This window comes from Sphingobacterium zeae, from assembly GCF_030818895.1.
Classification (GTDB): Bacteria; Bacteroidota; Bacteroidia; order Sphingobacteriales; family Sphingobacteriaceae; genus Sphingobacterium; species Sphingobacterium zeae.
On record NZ_JAUTBA010000001.1, the window covers coordinates 1,277,427 to 1,293,356 of the forward strand.

The following is a 15,930-nucleotide window of genomic DNA, read 5'->3' on the forward strand; positions in this document are numbered from 1 at the left end:
AGTTTATGTCCACATGGTGAAAATTGCTGGTTTGCCGGGAAATGTTTACATTTAGTGTAAGTAATTTTAAAGCGAATAATTTATGGGATTCTTTGATAAAATCAGGAATGAGTTTGTCGATATTATCGAATGGGTCGATAATAGTACAGATACAATTGTGTGGAAATTTCCAAGGTATCAGAATGAAATAAAAATGGGTGCACAATTGACCGTAAGGGAAGGACAGGCTGCCGTATTTTTAAACGAAGGTGTGGTGGCTGATGTCTTTCAGCCCGGTCGTTACGAATTGACGACCCAAAACATGCCAATCATGACTACCATTAGAGGCTGGAAGTATGGATTCAACAGTCCTTTCAAAGCGGATGTTTATTTTGTGAATCTTCGTCAATTTGTTAATCAGAAATGGGGCACCAAAAATCCAATCATGTTGCGGGATCCTGAATTTGGCCCCATTCGTCTCCGAGCTTTTGGTAATTTTTCCTTTCAAGTGAAAGATGTTACTGTGTTTATGAAACAGCTGGTTTCAACAACACCGGTATTTACGGTTGAAGATATCACAGAACAGCTTCGAAACATTGCGGTATCGAGAGGGATGGATGCTATTGCTGAGTCCAAAATTCCTGCGTTGGATCTCGCATCCAACTACGATGAAGTATCGGCCTTGATACAGCAGAAAATTGGAGCCGATTTTGAAGAGTTGGGATTAAGTTTAACGAAGTTTTTAATAGAAAATATTTCTTTCCCAGAGGAAGTTGAAAAGGCACTTGATAAGCGAAGTAGCATGGGAGTTGTTGGTAATCTTGGGGCATATGCTCAATTTCAAGCGGCTAATTCGATGGAGAAAGCTGCTGAGAATCCAACTAGTGGAGGTATCGTCGGCGCGGGGTTCGGCGCTGGATTAGGGGCAGGAATGGTTGGTCAGATGGGAAATGTCTTTCAACAAAATAGTTTTGATGGAAATAATCCAACTGGAGCAGGGGGCGCAGGTGCTTCTGCTACAACAGCGGGGCCGCCGCCGCTGCCTAAAAGCGTGGCATATTATCTCGCGATTAAAGGAAAACAGGAAGGACCATTTGATCATGAACAGCTGCGCGGTCTTGTAAAAGCGGGCACGATGACACTTGCCACCTTGGTTTGGAAAGAGGGACTTGAAAACTGGATTGAAGCTGAAAAGGTAGGCGAATTAAAGGATCTGTTTTCGCAGAACCCGCCACCGATACCAGGAGTTTAGGATAAAACGGACGACCAAGTTTTATGAGTTTTGAAGAAAAAACCTCCGAGATAGAGCAAGGACTGAAATGTCAGGGTTGTGGTGCAATTTTGACTTATCAGCCTGGTACTTCCTATTTAGCATGTTCCTATTGCGGAACCAGAAATGAAATAGCTGATCAGTTGCCAGAAAATGGTCGTATTGAATCAACAGATTATAAGGTCTTTGGAGCCGCGATGGAAGGACTCGAAGATGAACGATATAGTTATTTAGCTGAGGTTGTGCATTGCGGAAACTGTGGTGCAAATTCAAGGTTAAATGCGCACGTCACCGCGGATTTGTGTGCTTTTTGTGCTTCACCATTGGTTATTGACCATCAGCAAAAGCGTATTGTAAAACCGCATGGTCTTGTTCCCTTTTCCGTTGATTACAAAAATGCTTTTGGGTTATTGACACAGTGGGCCGGTAAGATATGGTTCGCTCCGAATGACTTTAAGCGAATTTTTAATTCAAGAAATGATCGTTTAAAAGGAGTGTATATACCATTTTGGTCTTATGATGCAGATGTACATTCTGACTATGTGGGGTCACGTGGCGAGTATTATTATGTGACGCGTACAAGACGCAATTCGGATGGTGAGACGGAAGAATACCAAGAAAGACGAACAAATTGGTATCCAGCTTCAGGTAGTATCTATAGTCAATTTAAGGATATTGTCATTTCGGGATCAACATCTCTTCCCGAAAAGTTCTCTGATAAAATCGGACCTTGGAATTTGGGTTATCTAAAACCTTTCAATGAGCAATATTTAAGTGGCTTTATCGCGGAAACTTTCAGTGTAGATCATGTGAAAGCAGCGACAACTGCCCGAGCGATCATGGACCGGGAAATCGAGCGACAGGTTGAGCATGACATCGGTGGCGATACGCAGGATATCGATTCTATTGATAGTGATTTTAAATCCATTAAATTGAAATATATTCTTTTGCCAGTTTGGTTGTCTGCTTATCAATACAAGGGAAAGAGTTATCAGATCATGGTTAATGCATTTAATGGTAAAGTGTATGGGCAACGGCCTTATAGCTTTTGGAAATTAGCTTTTTTGATATTAGCAATCCTTATTGTTCTGTATGTCTTAAGCTTTATGGGATGAAACATAGCTAATAAAAGAAAGCGCTGTTCTCTTCGTTTGAGAACAGCGCTTTTTTATATGCTAAAAGGTGCCTATTTGTTTAACGATAGTAAGAATCCAATGGTAAAGTTGGCATCCCAATCAAAAACAAAGGTATCGCAGTTGGTCGCATCTTTAATTGCTTTATAAATGTTAACACCGCTTTTTGTTTTTATTTTATCTGTGTTGTAGGAAGCTGGGTCATTCAAAACGGTAAAACGTTCTTCTCCTTGGCGCGTTTGCGAAGCAAGTTCAAAAGGAACGCCACCGATGATAAAACAAACTTCTCTTTTATTTGCGGGAATCTTTTCGCCTAATTTTTTTACTTCTGCATAGACAGCATCATCTTTGAGATCTTTCTCATAGTACTTCGCACCGGGTGCTTCGACAGATTTTGTATCGCCATCGATCCATGAAATTTTTGTATTACCAGACCCAATGTCAACAACAAATGCATTGTCTTCATATGCTTTTGGAAGGACCGATTTTAATGCAAGCTTTCCTTCTTGCTCTGCTGTAACCAAGTTGACCACAAAGCCCATTTTTCTAAGTTCGCTGCTAATGATAGTTGTTTTGGGTTCCTTTTGCGCTCCAGAGCTAATGACAAAATGTATATTTTTCGATTTAACACCTTTATCCAGCATCATGCCGATATAGTCTTTTAATCCTTTGCGAATATCTTCGGTATTTGCCAATCCTTCATAAGCAAAAGATTTTCCAAAATCTTTGGAAACGATTTCCCAACGATTCTCTTTATCCATATTGACGACGAAGGAATTGAAACCAGAGGCGCCCACTTCAACCACTCCTTTGTATTCACCGTCAACAGGCTTTTCAGGTTGATAGTTGAATGAACGTGTATCTTTCGAGCCAGATGAGTGATTTGAATCCGCATTTTTGTGACTGGTTGAGTCTGTTTGTACAGTAGGGTTAGCATCAAATTTGCCCGATTGCATTGCCCAGTAACCGATTGCGAGGATAGGTAAGGCAATAATAATTGCTTTAATAGGCCATCTTAATCTTGCCCATGTTGATTTTTCTTCCATAATGTTGAAGTAATATAATTTTATAATTAATCAAGTAGTGTAAATCCTTTATCCACTTTCTCTTCGGGCTTAAGCTCATAGCTAGCGTCTGTCATCTGTGTTACATTCAAAACCTTCAGATTACGCTCGTCTACTTTGCGGATGAATTCCTCTAGTTCACCCTGGGTTGGCGCTCCACCGACAGTGATGTTGTTGTTTTGATCCAAAAAATCCAAATTGGACCGGATAGAGGCTATATTTTGGCTAATGGCACCTGTTGCGGCGTTCATGGCTTCCTGGAAGGCCCAGCCATCTTTGATATTGAACACATCAGCAAGACCGTCGGTGGCATTCTTCATTTTTTGGGTTGCTTCTAGCTTCTTTGAAATGATGGAAATGCTGCTATCTAAGGTGCTAACATAAATTCGGGCGGCGCTTTCATTGTCTTTGAGTACTTCCAATACTTTAGCAAACTGATTGGCATACTGAACATAGCTACGCGCATTTTGCTCTTCTGATTCTCCTTCTTTTCCCAATAGAAAGGCTTTAGTACGCGTTTCTTTAGCATCTCTTGCATAAGCATTTGCTTTTTCTGCGTTATTTTTATTGGCTTCTTCTTTTGATTTTTCATCGAGATTAGCTGCTTCCGCTGTAAAACGTTTGGCATACGTATATTTTTCTTCCGCAGTCTTTTGTGCTGTTTCACCGCTTTGAATCATATCAATGCGGACTCCATCGACATTGCTAATTTTTTCCTTTACTCGTTTCAGCGTGTCTTTTGCATCTCTTGACAGCAATTGTAAGGTTTCTATTGGGTTATTTCTAATGATCGATTTTTCTCCTTTAAAGAGTAAAACGGTGCCAAGTCGATGCAATAGTGCGATAATCTTGGGGGCTAACAGTAATAAGGTAATCAGGATAATACTAAATATGACAAAAAGTATGCTTTTTCCAGCATATTCCAACATAATCGGTAAATATTTGAAAAATGCAAAGGCGCCACCGAGTAAAATTGCCCAAAAGAAAACCTTTGATGCAGTCTTTTTTGCTTCTGTAGATTGTAGCTGTGCAGGCAGATGATCGCCCAATACCTGAAATATCGGAAGTTGCGTCTTTATCTCAGCGGGAATGTTAACATACTGATCTTTTCTTTCCATTGATTTATTTTTATGTTATCGATTGAATTAATCATACGTAGTGCAGTATTGATTTCGGTAACAACCTCATCAACGGCTGCATTGCCGATGTTTATTTTTTGTTCAATATCTTTAATTCTGGGTTCGTACTTTTCATTAATCTGTCCCAAAGCGAGCTGTTTTTTCTGTAAATCATCTTGCAATTTTGCAATATTTTCCGTTATTGTTTTGATTTCAGCAGTCAGATTTGCAATCTCCATGGTTCGGTCCTGTTCAGTTTTTCTCTTTTCAGCCTGTTTCTGTTCCGATTCTTTGACAATGGTTTCTTTGAGTTTATTAGCATAATTTGTGCCAGTTGCGATCAATTTTTCTTTAGACAATGAACTGTCTACAAATTTAAGTGAGGTATAAGCTGCTTTGAGTGTGTTTTCCTCCACTTTTCCCATTGCTGCTGCAGCATTCCATACCTCAAAAAAGTCTACCCCTTGTTCATTTAGTTTTTCTAGAATAGCATAGACCTTTAATTTCATTTCTTTAAGGTCGGTAGTTCCATCGTTGGCCGTTATCGGGATTGGAGGAGGTGTTTTTCCAGTTGTTGGCGGAGCTGGAGAATAGGATGGTTCCTTAAAAGGGGTGTTTGGAATAGCATTTGGTGCAGGCGCCGATGGCGTTTGTGGGCGCTGGCTTTGCTGGGGTTGATCATCTTCAAAAATTAATTTTTTCAGACTGTTTAATATACCAGATCCTCTTTTAGTGTCGTCGTTGCTCATCATGTCATAGTTGCTTATATCTTTACTAAAATAATAAAAAATACTATTCTCTTCTAATGAATTGCGCTATGGAATAGCTGAAATGGACACGGGGGTATGCGAGCTTGGATAAAAGCGATGAAATGCAACGTGGGGAGAGTGAATCAGCTGCTATGGCACTTTATGTTTGGGGTAAAAACAAAGATTCCCAATCAACAATTGGGAATCTTTGTTTTGGCGGTAACGGTCCTGTGGGACTATTATCTGCCAAAATCGTCCTGTACGCGAACGATATCGTCTTCATCAGAAGGGTTGTTGGCATCTGTATGTTGCCAAATTTCTGCTAAAATACCGAAGCCGTCCAATCCAATTAAACGGTGGCGTTGTCCTTGGCGCAACCGGATTGTTTCCCCTTCTTTCAATGTAGACACAACAGATTCTTCATCTGTGTCAGAAACCATAACCCCTACGTTACCTTGAATAACACGCCAGATTTCAGCCCGGCGGTGGTGGTATTGCCAAGATAGTCTTTTATCCGGTGCAACAATTAGAATTTTAGGACTTAATTTTCCGGATATTCTTAATTCTTGCACATCCATTCCGCCGAAATATTCATCTGCAAATTCCTGTGCCTGCGATTCGTCAATGACGAAAAATCCGCCCCAAGGACGTGCTGCATCTGATTTATCGATACGAAAACCTTTGGAAGTGAGCATTTCCTGTACATTTTCAAACAATGCAATTTTATCTATAGCCATATTACAATTCTAAAAATTTGTTATTTGTTAATTTAGCAGCTAAATATAGAAAAAATCTATTAATAATTTAAGTTAACCGTTTTAGCAATATTTATGTACTGACTATAGTCGTTTCTTTAGTTGTGCTCAATGCTATGTGCGAGGTAAAGTTAAAAATGAAATTGCTAATTTTGTGATCAATCTAATTTCAGGATATGTCAAACTTTCAAGTCGATCGGGAAAATACTGCATTTATGCAAGCTGTTGCTTTCGTTAACCAAACGAATCAAAACGTATTTATTACAGGGAAGGCAGGTACTGGAAAAACGACGTTCTTGAAGTATATAAAGGAGCATAGTTACAAGAAGATGGCGATTACCGCACCTACTGGGGTTGCGGCGATGAACGCCGGCGGAACGACTTTGCACTCTTTGTTTTGGCTTCCTTTTGGAACTTTTATAGAAGATTATGAGTTGCGGTGGGACGAGCAGGATAGTCATATTTACAATAAATCCCGTCTCTTTAGCACGATTAAACTGACGAAGCAACGCCGGGCGATTTTGCAGGAACTTGAACTGTTGGTGATTGACGAGGTGTCGATGGTTCGCGCAGATACATTGGATGCGATTAATGTGATCTTGCAATCTGTTCGTCGCGATATGCGGCCTTTTGGGGGATTGCAGGTTTTGTTTATCGGAGACTTGTACCAGCTGCCGCCTGTCGTGAAAGATGCGGAGTGGAATGTATTAAAAGATCATTACTCTTCTGTTTTCTTCTTCAATGCCAAGATATTGAGAGATAATCCTTTGGTGATGTTAGAGCTTAATAAGATCTATCGTCAGCAAGATGAGGGCTTCATTTCCATTTTGAATGCGATACGAAACAATCAATGTACAAGTGATATGCTCAAGACCCTAAATGGTTACTATCAGCAGGACTTTGTTCCGAATGAAGAGGAGCAGTATATTACATTGACCTCCCATAATCGAAATGCAGATGAAATAAACGGTGCTAAATTGGCCTCATTATCGGGTAAAATGTTAAATCTTAAAGCGGTAGTAAAGGACGATTTTGCACAGGGCTCCTATCCTGCAGAGGAAACATTGTCATTGAAAATAGGGGCACAAGTCATGTTTATTCGCAACGATTCCGGTGATGAACGTAAATATTACAATGGAAAGATCGGTACGGTAAAGGACATCGATACGGTGCAGGGCACGGTAACGGTTACATTTCCTGATGGGTCGGAATCTGTAACGGTAAAAAGGGAGACCTGGGAGAATATCCGGTATAATTACGATAAGGGGCAAGATCAGATTAAAGAGGAGATATTGGGTACATTTTCGCAATTTCCACTTCGATTGGCTTGGGCTATCACTATTCATAAAAGTCAGGGTTTAACTTTTCAAAAAGCGATCATTGACGCAGGGACCTCGTTTGCCGCTGGACAGGTGTACGTTGCATTGAGCCGTTTAACGAGTTTAGATGGACTTGTATTAAAATCCATTATCCCTTCTTATGCCATCCGTACCGATTACCAAGTGGTCGAATTTGCGCAGCGTGCTCAGGGTCAGGCTGATGTCAATGAGATTTTGGAGCAATGCCAACGGAATTATCTTGGCCAGATTTTAATGCACGGTTTCCGTTGGGACGGGCTATTGGCCGAGACTTCGGAGTTGCTAAAATCACTTGAAGAGCGTAATATTGATGGAAAGGAACAAGCCGTATTATTTTTCCAACAATTGGTCAAGCACCTTCAGACCCAAGAGAAGGTTGCACATAAATTTATTGTTGTACTGTATGATTTGTTGCGGGATAAAAACGCAATCGATTATGACGTCATCTGTGAACGTTCTACTGCTGCGGTCAATTGGTTTTTACCGAAAATGGATGTAGATCTGATTGAGGCTTTAACCAAACATATTGAGGAGTACCAGATACGAAAACGTACGAAGAAATATATTGATGAGTTAAAAGCATTATTGCTTGATTACAAGCGAAAACGCGAGCAGTTGCAACATTGTCTACTTATTGCTGATACGCTTTCAAAACGGGAAGATTTTCAAACAGCGATGCTCGATGTTGCCGCTAGTGTGAAGACCAAAGAAAAAGATGAATTGGCTGCGCAACGTGCAGATGAAGAAGGGCCGAAGAAGTTGGATACAAAGGAGATTTCCTTAGAAATGTTTAAGGATGGAATGAGCATCGCTGATATAGCAGGTAAGCGCGGGATGGTTGCAGGCACGATTTACGGACATTTGATTACCTTTGTAGGTACCGAAGTGGAGGCTACAGAATTGATCGAGCAGGAGAAGTTGGATCGTATACTTGATGTGATTCGGACAAACCCGGATAAATCGTCTTCTGAACTTAAAATGCTTTTAGGTACAGATATAGACTACCCAGATATTAAAATTGGACAAAAAGTTTTGGGATTGTAGGCAATAAGGATTTATGATGTATATTTGTAACAAATATTGTGATGTAGTTTGTTGAGAGCCCATTGATAACCTTAAGATTGCTTATGGAAGACAAGAAAGACCCTAACAAGTGGCTTGTGTTGACAACTATTTCTACTCAGATGGTTTTTACCATTTACGTATTTTATTTATTAGGAGATTGGTTGGACGGCAAGTTTGATAGTGATAACCAGTTATGGATGAAAATCCTTACCCTTGCTGGGATTGGGATTTCTCTCTACCAAGTCATTAGACAAGTGAATCGATTAAACGATAGATGATAGTATATTTAAAGCAGGCACTTATTTTATTTTTTGTTGCGGTATTGGTATTTGCCCTTCATTTCTTTTTGTTAAAATCTTTTGATGGGATACAAAATCTAGACGATCTACATTTTCCATTGTATGAAATATATGTTTTTCAATTGATTTTATCGATTATTATTATGGCAGGAGTGAGTTATTTTTCCACGCAATTTCCACAATATGTCGGTTTCGTTTTTTTAGGATTATTGACGTTAAAGTTTGTCCTAAATTATGTATACATCCATAATGGGTTGGCAAAACCACAGGCTGATATTTTAAAATATAACTATTTGATCGTTGTCGTTTTATTCCTTTTTTACGATGTAGGATTTGCTTATAAGGCTTTAAACAAATCCTAGGGGAGGAAACGATAGTTTTTTCAAAAAAATGTAATATTAGAGTAGCTTTTGTGCTTTATATGTAGTATTTTCGCAAAAATTTTAAATAACATAATAGTAGTATCGTGAGTCTTAAAAGAACACTTCAATTTTTAGCAGTTATTCTGTTTGCAGTTGCGCCATTTTTAACAAAGGCCAATGAGCATGCACACGGAGAAAAATCGCAGGCTGAGGAAATCAATAGCCATATTGAGCATCACTTACAAGATGATTATTATTTTAGCTTCTTTTCCGATGAAGAGACAGGTAAACATTTTGGCTTTTCATTGCCAGTTATTTTGATTGACAATGGCTTGAAAGTTTTTATGGCTTCTGCATTTGATCACGGTAATAAGGTTGCTGCGGTTGATGGTCAATACTATGCATTATACCATGGGAAAATTTACAAGACCGATGCTACTGGTAATTTAGCTGGTCATGAATACCGCAAAAATGCCGATGGTAGTTATGTTATGACTGTAAACGAGAAAGGAAAGGAAGTGAAAAAGGAATTTGAAACTTCTTATGTTGTCGGTTCTCATGAAATTCATGATGCTGTCGATTTTCATCCTACTGTAGCGATGCCTTTAGATTTCTCGATCACAAAGAGTGTTGTAGGTTTATTTTTGGCTGCATTTTTAATGTTTTGGGCATTTATAAGTTTGGCTAAAACCTATAAAAAGGGTGCTAACAACTTACCTAAAGGTGTAGGACGTGTATTAGAGCCTTTGGTTATCTATGTGCGTGATGAGATGGCAATTCCAAACATTGGTCATCGTTATAAAGAATTTATGCCCTATTTATTGTCTGTATTTTTCTTGATCTGGATTTTGAACTTGGTTGGTTTGACACCACTAGGATTTAATGTGACCGGTAACATTACAGTAACATTATGTTTGGCTCTTTTTACTTTTTTAATTGTAAATATCAAAGCAAACGCAAACTATTGGAAACACATTTTCTGGATGCCGGGTGTTCCTGTTCCATTTAAATTCGTTTTGGCACCAATTGAAGTGTTGGGGTTGTTCACAAAGCCATTCTCTTTGATGGTTCGTTTGTTTGCAAATATTACAGCTGGTCACACGGTAGTGATGGGATTGATTGCAATTGTTTATTTATTGCAACACCAATTGACAGTAGTGGGTAGTATAGGTGTTTCTATGTTCTTGACAATCTTCTTGATGGTTATTGAATTATTGGTTGCCTTTTTACAAGCGTTTATTTTTACGATGTTGTCATCCTTATTTATCGGTATGGCTGTGGAAGAACATCACGATCATTAATTAGCAAATTTTTTAATTATTCAAATCATACATTATGTACAATTTAATTGGAGCCGGTTTAATCGTTATCGGTGCAGGTTTAGGTTTAGGTAAAATTGGTGGTTCTGCAATGGAAGCTATCGCTCGTCAACCAGAAGCAGCATCTAAAATCCAAACTGCAATGATTATCATTGGTGCCTTACTTGAAGGTTTAGCATTCGGTGCTTTATTATTAGGTAAATAGTCACAACGGTTTTATGATATAACCTGCAACGGTTGGTTGCAGGTTATATTATTCCTGAATCTTAAAAAATAAAAATTATCATTATATAGTATAACAATGGATAAATTAATACATTCGTTTTCGTACGGTTTGTTTTTTTGGATGGTCATCGTCCTTGTAGTTATTATCTTTTTATTAGGTAAATACGCTTGGAAACCAATTGTTGATGCCCTAGACGAACGCGAAAAAGGTATTGCAAGTGCTTTGGAGGCAGCTGAAAAAGCTAAATTGGAAATGGCTCGTTTGACAAATGAAAACGAACAATTATTGAAAGAAGCACGCGCAGAACGCGACGTTATCCTTAAGGAAGCAAAAGAGCTTAAAGATAAGATCGTAGCTGAGGCAAAAACTCAGGCGCAGGCTGAAGGTGCAAAAATGATTGCTCAAGCGAAAGAAGAGATTAATGAACAAAAGAACAAAGCTTTGGCTGAGGTTAAGTCTCAGGTTTCTTCTTTGTCTTTGGATATTGCTCGTAAGGTGTTAAACAAAGAATTTGAGGACCAAGGAAAGCAAGAAGCTTTAGTAGCAGATTTGCTTAATGACGTTAAATTGAACTAATCCGGTCACTCAAATTACGAAATAGAATTATGTCAGTATTTAAAGTAGCATCGAGATATGCGAAGTCATTAATTGACTTGGCAGGCGAGCAAGGCTCACTGGAAACAATCAAGACCGATATGGATTCGTTCATTGCGGTTTTGAAATCCAGTACCGAATTGCAAGCTGTTTTGGCCAATCCTATTGTCCCTTTGGACAAAAAGAAAAACGTATTGGATGCGCTATTTAAAGATAAGATCAATCCAAATATCTTGGCGTTCTTTAAGATCATGATCAATAAAGGTCGTGGTGAGATAGTATATGCCACTGCTCAAGAATTTATTCGTGAGTATAATGAGGTAAAAGGAATTGTGAAAGCTACAGTTACATCTGCAGCACCACTTTCTGAAGCTAATTTGGCGGCGATGAAAGATGTACTTGCAAAAGAAACCAATGCTCAAGTGATATTGATCAATAAAGTTGATCATAGTTTGATCGGTGGTTTTGTGGTCAATATCGGCGATCGCCAGATTGACGCAAGTATTGCTGGTAAGTTGAATAAATTGGAAAGATATTTGAATCAGAATAATTAGTTTTTTCTGAGACTTGAAGTAAAATAAATCAAAAAACCCCTTATAATAATTAAAATGATAGAGGTAAGACCAGATGAAGTTTCGGCAATTCTAAGAGAGCAATTGTCGGGCTTTAAATCAGAAGCCGAACTAGAGGAAGTGGGTACCGTACTTGCTGTGGGTGACGGTATTGCTCGTATTTACGGCTTAACTAAAGTTCAGTCCGGTGAGTTGGTTGAATTTGATAACGGATTACAAGGTATTGTATTAAACTTGGAAGAAGACAATGTTGGTGTTGTACTTTTAGGTCCTTCTGATGAGATCAAAGAAGGAGATACTATTAAACGTACCAACCGTATTGCATCCATCAAAGTTGGTGAAGGCTTATTGGGCCGTGTTGTAAATACTCTAGGTCAACCAATCGATGGTAAAGGACCTATTCAAGGCGATTTGTATGAAATGCCTATCGAGCGTAAAGCTCCAGGTGTTATCTACCGTCAACCGGTAACTGAGCCATTACAAACAGGTATCAAAGCGATCGATGCGATGATCCCAGTTGGTCGTGGTCAACGTGAGTTGGTTATTGGTGACCGTCAAACAGGTAAAACAGCTGTTTGTATCGATACAATCTTGAACCAAAAAGAATTCTATGATGCAGGAGAACCTGTATTTTGTATCTACGTTGCCGTAGGTCAAAAGAATTCTACCGTTGCGAATATTGTGCGGACATTGGAGGAAAGAGGTGCTATGGCTTATACAGTAGTTGTTGCTGCATCTGCTGCTGATCCTGCTCCACTTCAATTCTATGCGCCAATGGCAGGTGCTGCTATCGGGGAGTTTTTCCGTGATACAGGTCGCCCGGCATTGATCGTTTATGATGATTTGTCTAAGCAAGCGGTAGCTTACCGTGAGGTTTCTTTGTTATTGCGTCGTCCACCGGGCCGCGAAGCGTACCCAGGTGACGTATTTTATCTACACAGCCGTTTGTTGGAGCGTGCAGCGAAAATCAACTCGTCAGATGATATCGCACGCAACATGAACGATTTACCAGAATCAATCAAACATTTGGTAAAAGGTGGTGGTTCATTGACTGCGCTTCCGATCATCGAAACACAAGCGGGTGACGTTTCTGCTTATATCCCAACCAACGTAATTTCAATTACAGATGGTCAGATCTTCTTGGAGTCTAACTTATTTAACGCAGGTATCCGTCCAGCGATCAACGTAGGTATCTCTGTGTCTCGTGTAGGTGGTAACGCACAGATCAAACCGATGAAGAAAGTATCGGGTACTTTAAAATTAGATCAAGCGCAGTACCGTGAGTTGGAAGCGTTTGCTAAATTTGGTTCTGATCTAGATGCTGCTACTAAATCTGTCTTGGATAAAGGTGTTCGTAACGTTGAGATCTTGAAACAAGGTCAATATTCGCCGGTTTCTGTTGAGAAGCAAGTGGCAATTATTTATATCGGAACTAAAGGTTTATTGCGTAATGTTCCTGTGAATAAAGTGCGAGAATTTGAAGAAGAATTCTTGACTCAATTGGAGCAACGTCATCCAGAAGTATTATCAGCTTTTAAAGCGAATAAGTTCTCCGATGAATTAACTGCAGTATTAGAAACAGTAGCTAAGGATTTAGCATCAAAATATTAATAGTAATGAGTATTTGGTATTGAGTCTGTCGTTAAGGCTCGATACTCAATACTAGGTACTTAATACTTAAAACAAATATGGCAAATTTAAAAGAAGTAAGAAACCGGATTACCTCGGTATCATCAACACAGCAGATCACGAAAGCTATGAAAATGGTTTCGGCTGCTAAATTGAAGCGCGCTACTAACGCTATCTTACAATTGCGACCATATGCGAATAAACTAAGAGATATTTTGGCGGATGTTTCTGCGAGTGTTGAGGGAAGTAACTCTCCTTTTACACTGGATCGCGAGCCAAATAAGGTGTTGATCGTTGTTGTTTCTTCTAACAGAGGTTTGGCTGGAGCATTCAACGCAAATGTTATCAAAGCAACTAATAACTTGATCGCTAACAAATATGCCGAGCAACATGCAAAAGGAAATTTGAGTATCATTGGTATTGGTAAAAAGGGTTATGATTTCTTTTCGAAGCGTAACTTTAATGTGGTAGCTAATCACTCTGATTTGTTTTCTGATTTAAATTTTGGTTCTGTATCCGTGGTAACTGAATTTATCATGGAACAATTCAAAGAAGGTAATTTTGATCGTGTTGAAGTGGTTTATAATCAGTTCAAAAATGCAGCAGTTCAAGAGTTGACTGCAGAGCAGATTTTACCATTATTACCTGCGGAGGAAAACAAACAACATACGCATAAAGCAAAAATAGAGGCTGAGGTGGATTATATCATCGAGCCTTCTAAAGAGAAGATTATCGAGGAGTTGATTCCTAAAGCAATCAAGATTCAATTATACAAAGCTGTGTCAGACTCGAATGCTTCTGAGCATGGAGCACGTATGACAGCGATGGATAAAGCGACAGAAAATGCAGGTGATTTATTAAAATCATTGAAGCTATCTTACAACCAGGCACGTCAAGCAGCAATTACAACAGAATTGACAGAGATCGTATCAGGGGCAGCTGCTTTATCAAACGGATAGTTATTCATTGGAAGAACGTACAAAGGGTGCTGATCATACGATTAGCACCCTTTTTTTATTGGTTGTATGTTCTACCATCGAATTAAGGCTGAACCCCATGTAAATCCTGCGCCAAAGGCGGCCAGACAGATAAGATCACCGTTTTTAATTTTTCCTTCTTCCCAAGCCTCGCATAGTGCTATCGGTACAGAGGCTGCAGTGGTATTGCCATATTTCTGAATATTGTTGAATACCTGATCTTCCCTTAATCCAAGTGTTTTCTGTACAAATTGCGAAATGCGAAGATTGGCCTGATGCGGAATCAATAAATCGATATCATTGGTTTTTAAATTATTTTTTGCTAGCGCTTCATGGATGACCTCCGGAAATTTGACAACAGCTTTCTTAAAAACAGCCTGTCCATCCATATTGGGAAACGCAGTTCCATCTTCGAGCATCTCTTTGGTCATCAATAATCCGCCTAATTCCTGCTCAGGCCATTTGGGCATTTCATCCAGCCATATTCCGCTGGATGCGCCAGGGTAGTACATGGCTAGCTTTTCAGCTTCTGCTCCGTCTGAATGTAAATGTGTACTCAGTATGCCTTTGCCATCTTCCGCTGTTGGTTGCACGACGACTGCTCCCGCGCCATCGCCGAAAATGACGGAAACAGCTCGGCCCCTGGTTGAAAAGTCGAGGGCAAAAGAGTGTTTTTCTGAGCCGACCACCAACACATTTTTGTACATCCCTGTTTTTACAAATTGGTCGGCTATAGAGAGGGCATATATAAAACCCGAACATTGGTTTCTGACATCCAGTGCGCCAACTTCATTCATCCCCATTTCCCGTTGTAGTAAAACCGCACATCCCGGGAAATAATAATCTGGTGATAGTGTTGCAAAGATGATAAAATCTACATCCTGAGGGGTAATTTGTGCACGTTCTATAGCAATTTTAGCCGCTTCGACTCCCATGGTTGTGGTGGTCTCGCCGATTCTGTCGGCATATCTACGTTCTTTAATTCCTGTTCGTTCCTGGATCCATTCGTCACTGGTATCCATAAAGCGTGTGAGATCGTCATTGGTATAGATGTTTTTTGGAACGTAATAGCCAATTCCGGCAATTTTTGACTGTAACATAATAAAATCTGCTAATTGATTGTATTCTTCCCTTTTATAATGTCGTTAATTTAGAAAAAAATATTCTATTTTTGCAGCATGGGTACCCAAACTGCTGAAGAAACCTTTACGTTAGAAGAGATTTTAGCCTCCGTCAAAGAGTCTAATCGACTTATTTTATGGAATGATGAAACCAATACGTTTGAACATGTGATTCACTGCTTGATTTATCATTTACAATATACCGAAAAGCAAGCTGAGAAGATTGCCTGGAAAGTACATACGGAAGGAAAATGTGCTGTATTGGAAGGGAGTTATACGGAGATGGAAATTTATCGCAAAATTTTGAAAGCCGAAGGATTAACTGTCTCTGTAGAATAAC

General features: G+C 39.4%; 17 protein-coding genes. 12 read left to right on the forward strand and 5 right to left on the reverse strand.

Annotated elements, in window-relative coordinates:
* The first annotated feature begins 82 nt into the window (after positions 1 to 82).
* Both QE382_RS05180 and QE382_RS05185 read left to right on the forward strand, forming a co-directional pair.
* Positions 83 to 1,231, forward strand: a complete 1,149-nt coding sequence (locus QE382_RS05180) for an SPFH domain-containing protein (RefSeq protein WP_307184966.1) — start codon at positions 83 to 85, stop codon at positions 1,229 to 1,231.
* 23 nt (positions 1,232 to 1,254) lie between these two features.
* Positions 1,255 to 2,364 carry a zinc finger domain-containing protein gene (locus QE382_RS05185; protein ID WP_307184967.1) on the forward strand — a complete coding sequence of 370 codons (1,110 nt, stop codon included), beginning with the start codon at positions 1,255 to 1,257 and terminating at the stop codon, positions 2,362 to 2,364.
* Between the two features lie 71 nt (positions 2,365 to 2,435).
* Here QE382_RS05185 and QE382_RS05190 read toward each other — a convergent pair whose 3' ends face one another.
* The 4 genes from QE382_RS05190 to QE382_RS05205 all read right to left on the reverse strand — a co-directional run bounded on the left by QE382_RS05190 (position 2,436) and on the right by QE382_RS05205 (position 6,050).
* Positions 2,436 to 3,428 carry a hypothetical protein gene (locus tag QE382_RS05190; protein WP_307184968.1) on the reverse strand — a complete coding sequence of 331 codons (993 nt, stop codon included), beginning with the start codon at positions 3,426 to 3,428 and terminating at the stop codon, positions 2,436 to 2,438.
* Between the two features lie 26 nt (positions 3,429 to 3,454).
* Complete coding sequence (locus QE382_RS05195) at positions 3,455 to 4,564, reverse strand: hypothetical protein (protein WP_307184969.1); 1,110 nt, start codon at positions 4,562 to 4,564, stop codon at positions 3,455 to 3,457.
* Positions 4,522 to 5,316: a hypothetical protein gene (locus tag QE382_RS05200; protein ID WP_307184970.1), complete on the reverse strand. Its 795-nt coding sequence runs from the start codon at positions 5,314 to 5,316 to the stop codon at positions 4,522 to 4,524. The genes QE382_RS05195 and QE382_RS05200 overlap by 43 nt, the downstream gene beginning before the upstream one ends.
* 236 nt (positions 5,317 to 5,552) lie before the next feature.
* Positions 5,553 to 6,050: a cupin domain-containing protein gene (locus tag QE382_RS05205; RefSeq protein WP_209581364.1), complete on the reverse strand. Its 498-nt coding sequence runs from the start codon at positions 6,048 to 6,050 to the stop codon at positions 5,553 to 5,555.
* 194 nt (positions 6,051 to 6,244) lie between these two features.
* Here QE382_RS05205 and QE382_RS05210 point away from each other — a divergent pair, with 194 nt between their 5' ends.
* From QE382_RS05210 to atpG, 9 genes are all read left to right on the forward strand, one after another.
* Positions 6,245 to 8,470, forward strand: coding sequence for a helix-turn-helix domain-containing protein (locus QE382_RS05210; protein ID WP_307184971.1), 2,226 nt, complete (start codon positions 6,245 to 6,247; stop codon positions 8,468 to 8,470).
* Between the two features lie 83 nt (positions 8,471 to 8,553).
* Positions 8,554 to 8,769 carry an AtpZ/AtpI family protein gene (locus QE382_RS05215; protein ID WP_307184972.1) on the forward strand — a complete coding sequence of 72 codons (216 nt, stop codon included), beginning with the start codon at positions 8,554 to 8,556 and terminating at the stop codon, positions 8,767 to 8,769.
* Entirely contained in the window at positions 8,766 to 9,152 is a 387-nt protein-coding gene (locus QE382_RS05220) for a hypothetical protein (RefSeq protein WP_307184973.1), read from the forward strand. The genes QE382_RS05215 and QE382_RS05220 overlap by 4 nt, the downstream gene beginning before the upstream one ends.
* Before the next feature lie 104 nt (positions 9,153 to 9,256).
* Complete coding sequence (gene atpB / locus QE382_RS05225; RefSeq protein ID WP_307184974.1) at positions 9,257 to 10,453, forward strand: F0F1 ATP synthase subunit A; 1,197 nt, start codon at positions 9,257 to 9,259, stop codon at positions 10,451 to 10,453.
* Positions 10,454 to 10,487: 34 nt separating this feature from the next.
* On the forward strand, positions 10,488 to 10,676 hold the full coding sequence (gene atpE / locus QE382_RS05230; RefSeq protein WP_021188666.1) for an ATP synthase F0 subunit C: 189 nt from the start codon (positions 10,488 to 10,490) through the stop codon (positions 10,674 to 10,676).
* 96 nt (positions 10,677 to 10,772) lie between these two features.
* Positions 10,773 to 11,273 carry a F0F1 ATP synthase subunit B gene (locus QE382_RS05235; RefSeq protein ID WP_209581373.1) on the forward strand — a complete coding sequence of 167 codons (501 nt, stop codon included), beginning with the start codon at positions 10,773 to 10,775 and terminating at the stop codon, positions 11,271 to 11,273.
* A gap of 29 nt (positions 11,274 to 11,302) precedes the next feature.
* Entirely contained in the window at positions 11,303 to 11,845 is a 543-nt protein-coding gene (gene atpH, locus QE382_RS05240) for an ATP synthase F1 subunit delta (RefSeq protein WP_307184975.1), read from the forward strand.
* Between the two features lie 54 nt (positions 11,846 to 11,899).
* Positions 11,900 to 13,474 (forward strand): F0F1 ATP synthase subunit alpha, encoded by a 1,575-nt coding sequence (gene atpA / locus QE382_RS05245; RefSeq protein WP_075994168.1) that lies wholly within the window; start codon positions 11,900 to 11,902, stop codon positions 13,472 to 13,474.
* Between the two features lie 77 nt (positions 13,475 to 13,551).
* Positions 13,552 to 14,451, forward strand: coding sequence for an ATP synthase F1 subunit gamma (gene atpG, locus QE382_RS05250; RefSeq protein WP_307184976.1), 900 nt, complete (start codon positions 13,552 to 13,554; stop codon positions 14,449 to 14,451).
* Between the two features lie 71 nt (positions 14,452 to 14,522).
* On the opposite strand, the gene QE382_RS05255 is transcribed toward atpG, so the two are convergent.
* Positions 14,523 to 15,569, reverse strand: a complete 1,047-nt coding sequence (locus QE382_RS05255) for a 3-oxoacyl-ACP synthase III family protein (protein WP_307184977.1) — start codon at positions 15,567 to 15,569, stop codon at positions 14,523 to 14,525.
* Positions 15,570 to 15,647: 78 nt separating this feature from the next.
* Here QE382_RS05255 and QE382_RS05260 point away from each other — a divergent pair, with 78 nt between their 5' ends.
* The gene (locus QE382_RS05260) at positions 15,648 to 15,929 is read left to right on the forward strand and encodes an ATP-dependent Clp protease adaptor ClpS (protein ID WP_209581393.1); all 282 of its coding nucleotides are present in this window, start codon (positions 15,648 to 15,650) and stop codon (positions 15,927 to 15,929) included.
* Position 15,930 lies beyond the last annotated feature (1 nt).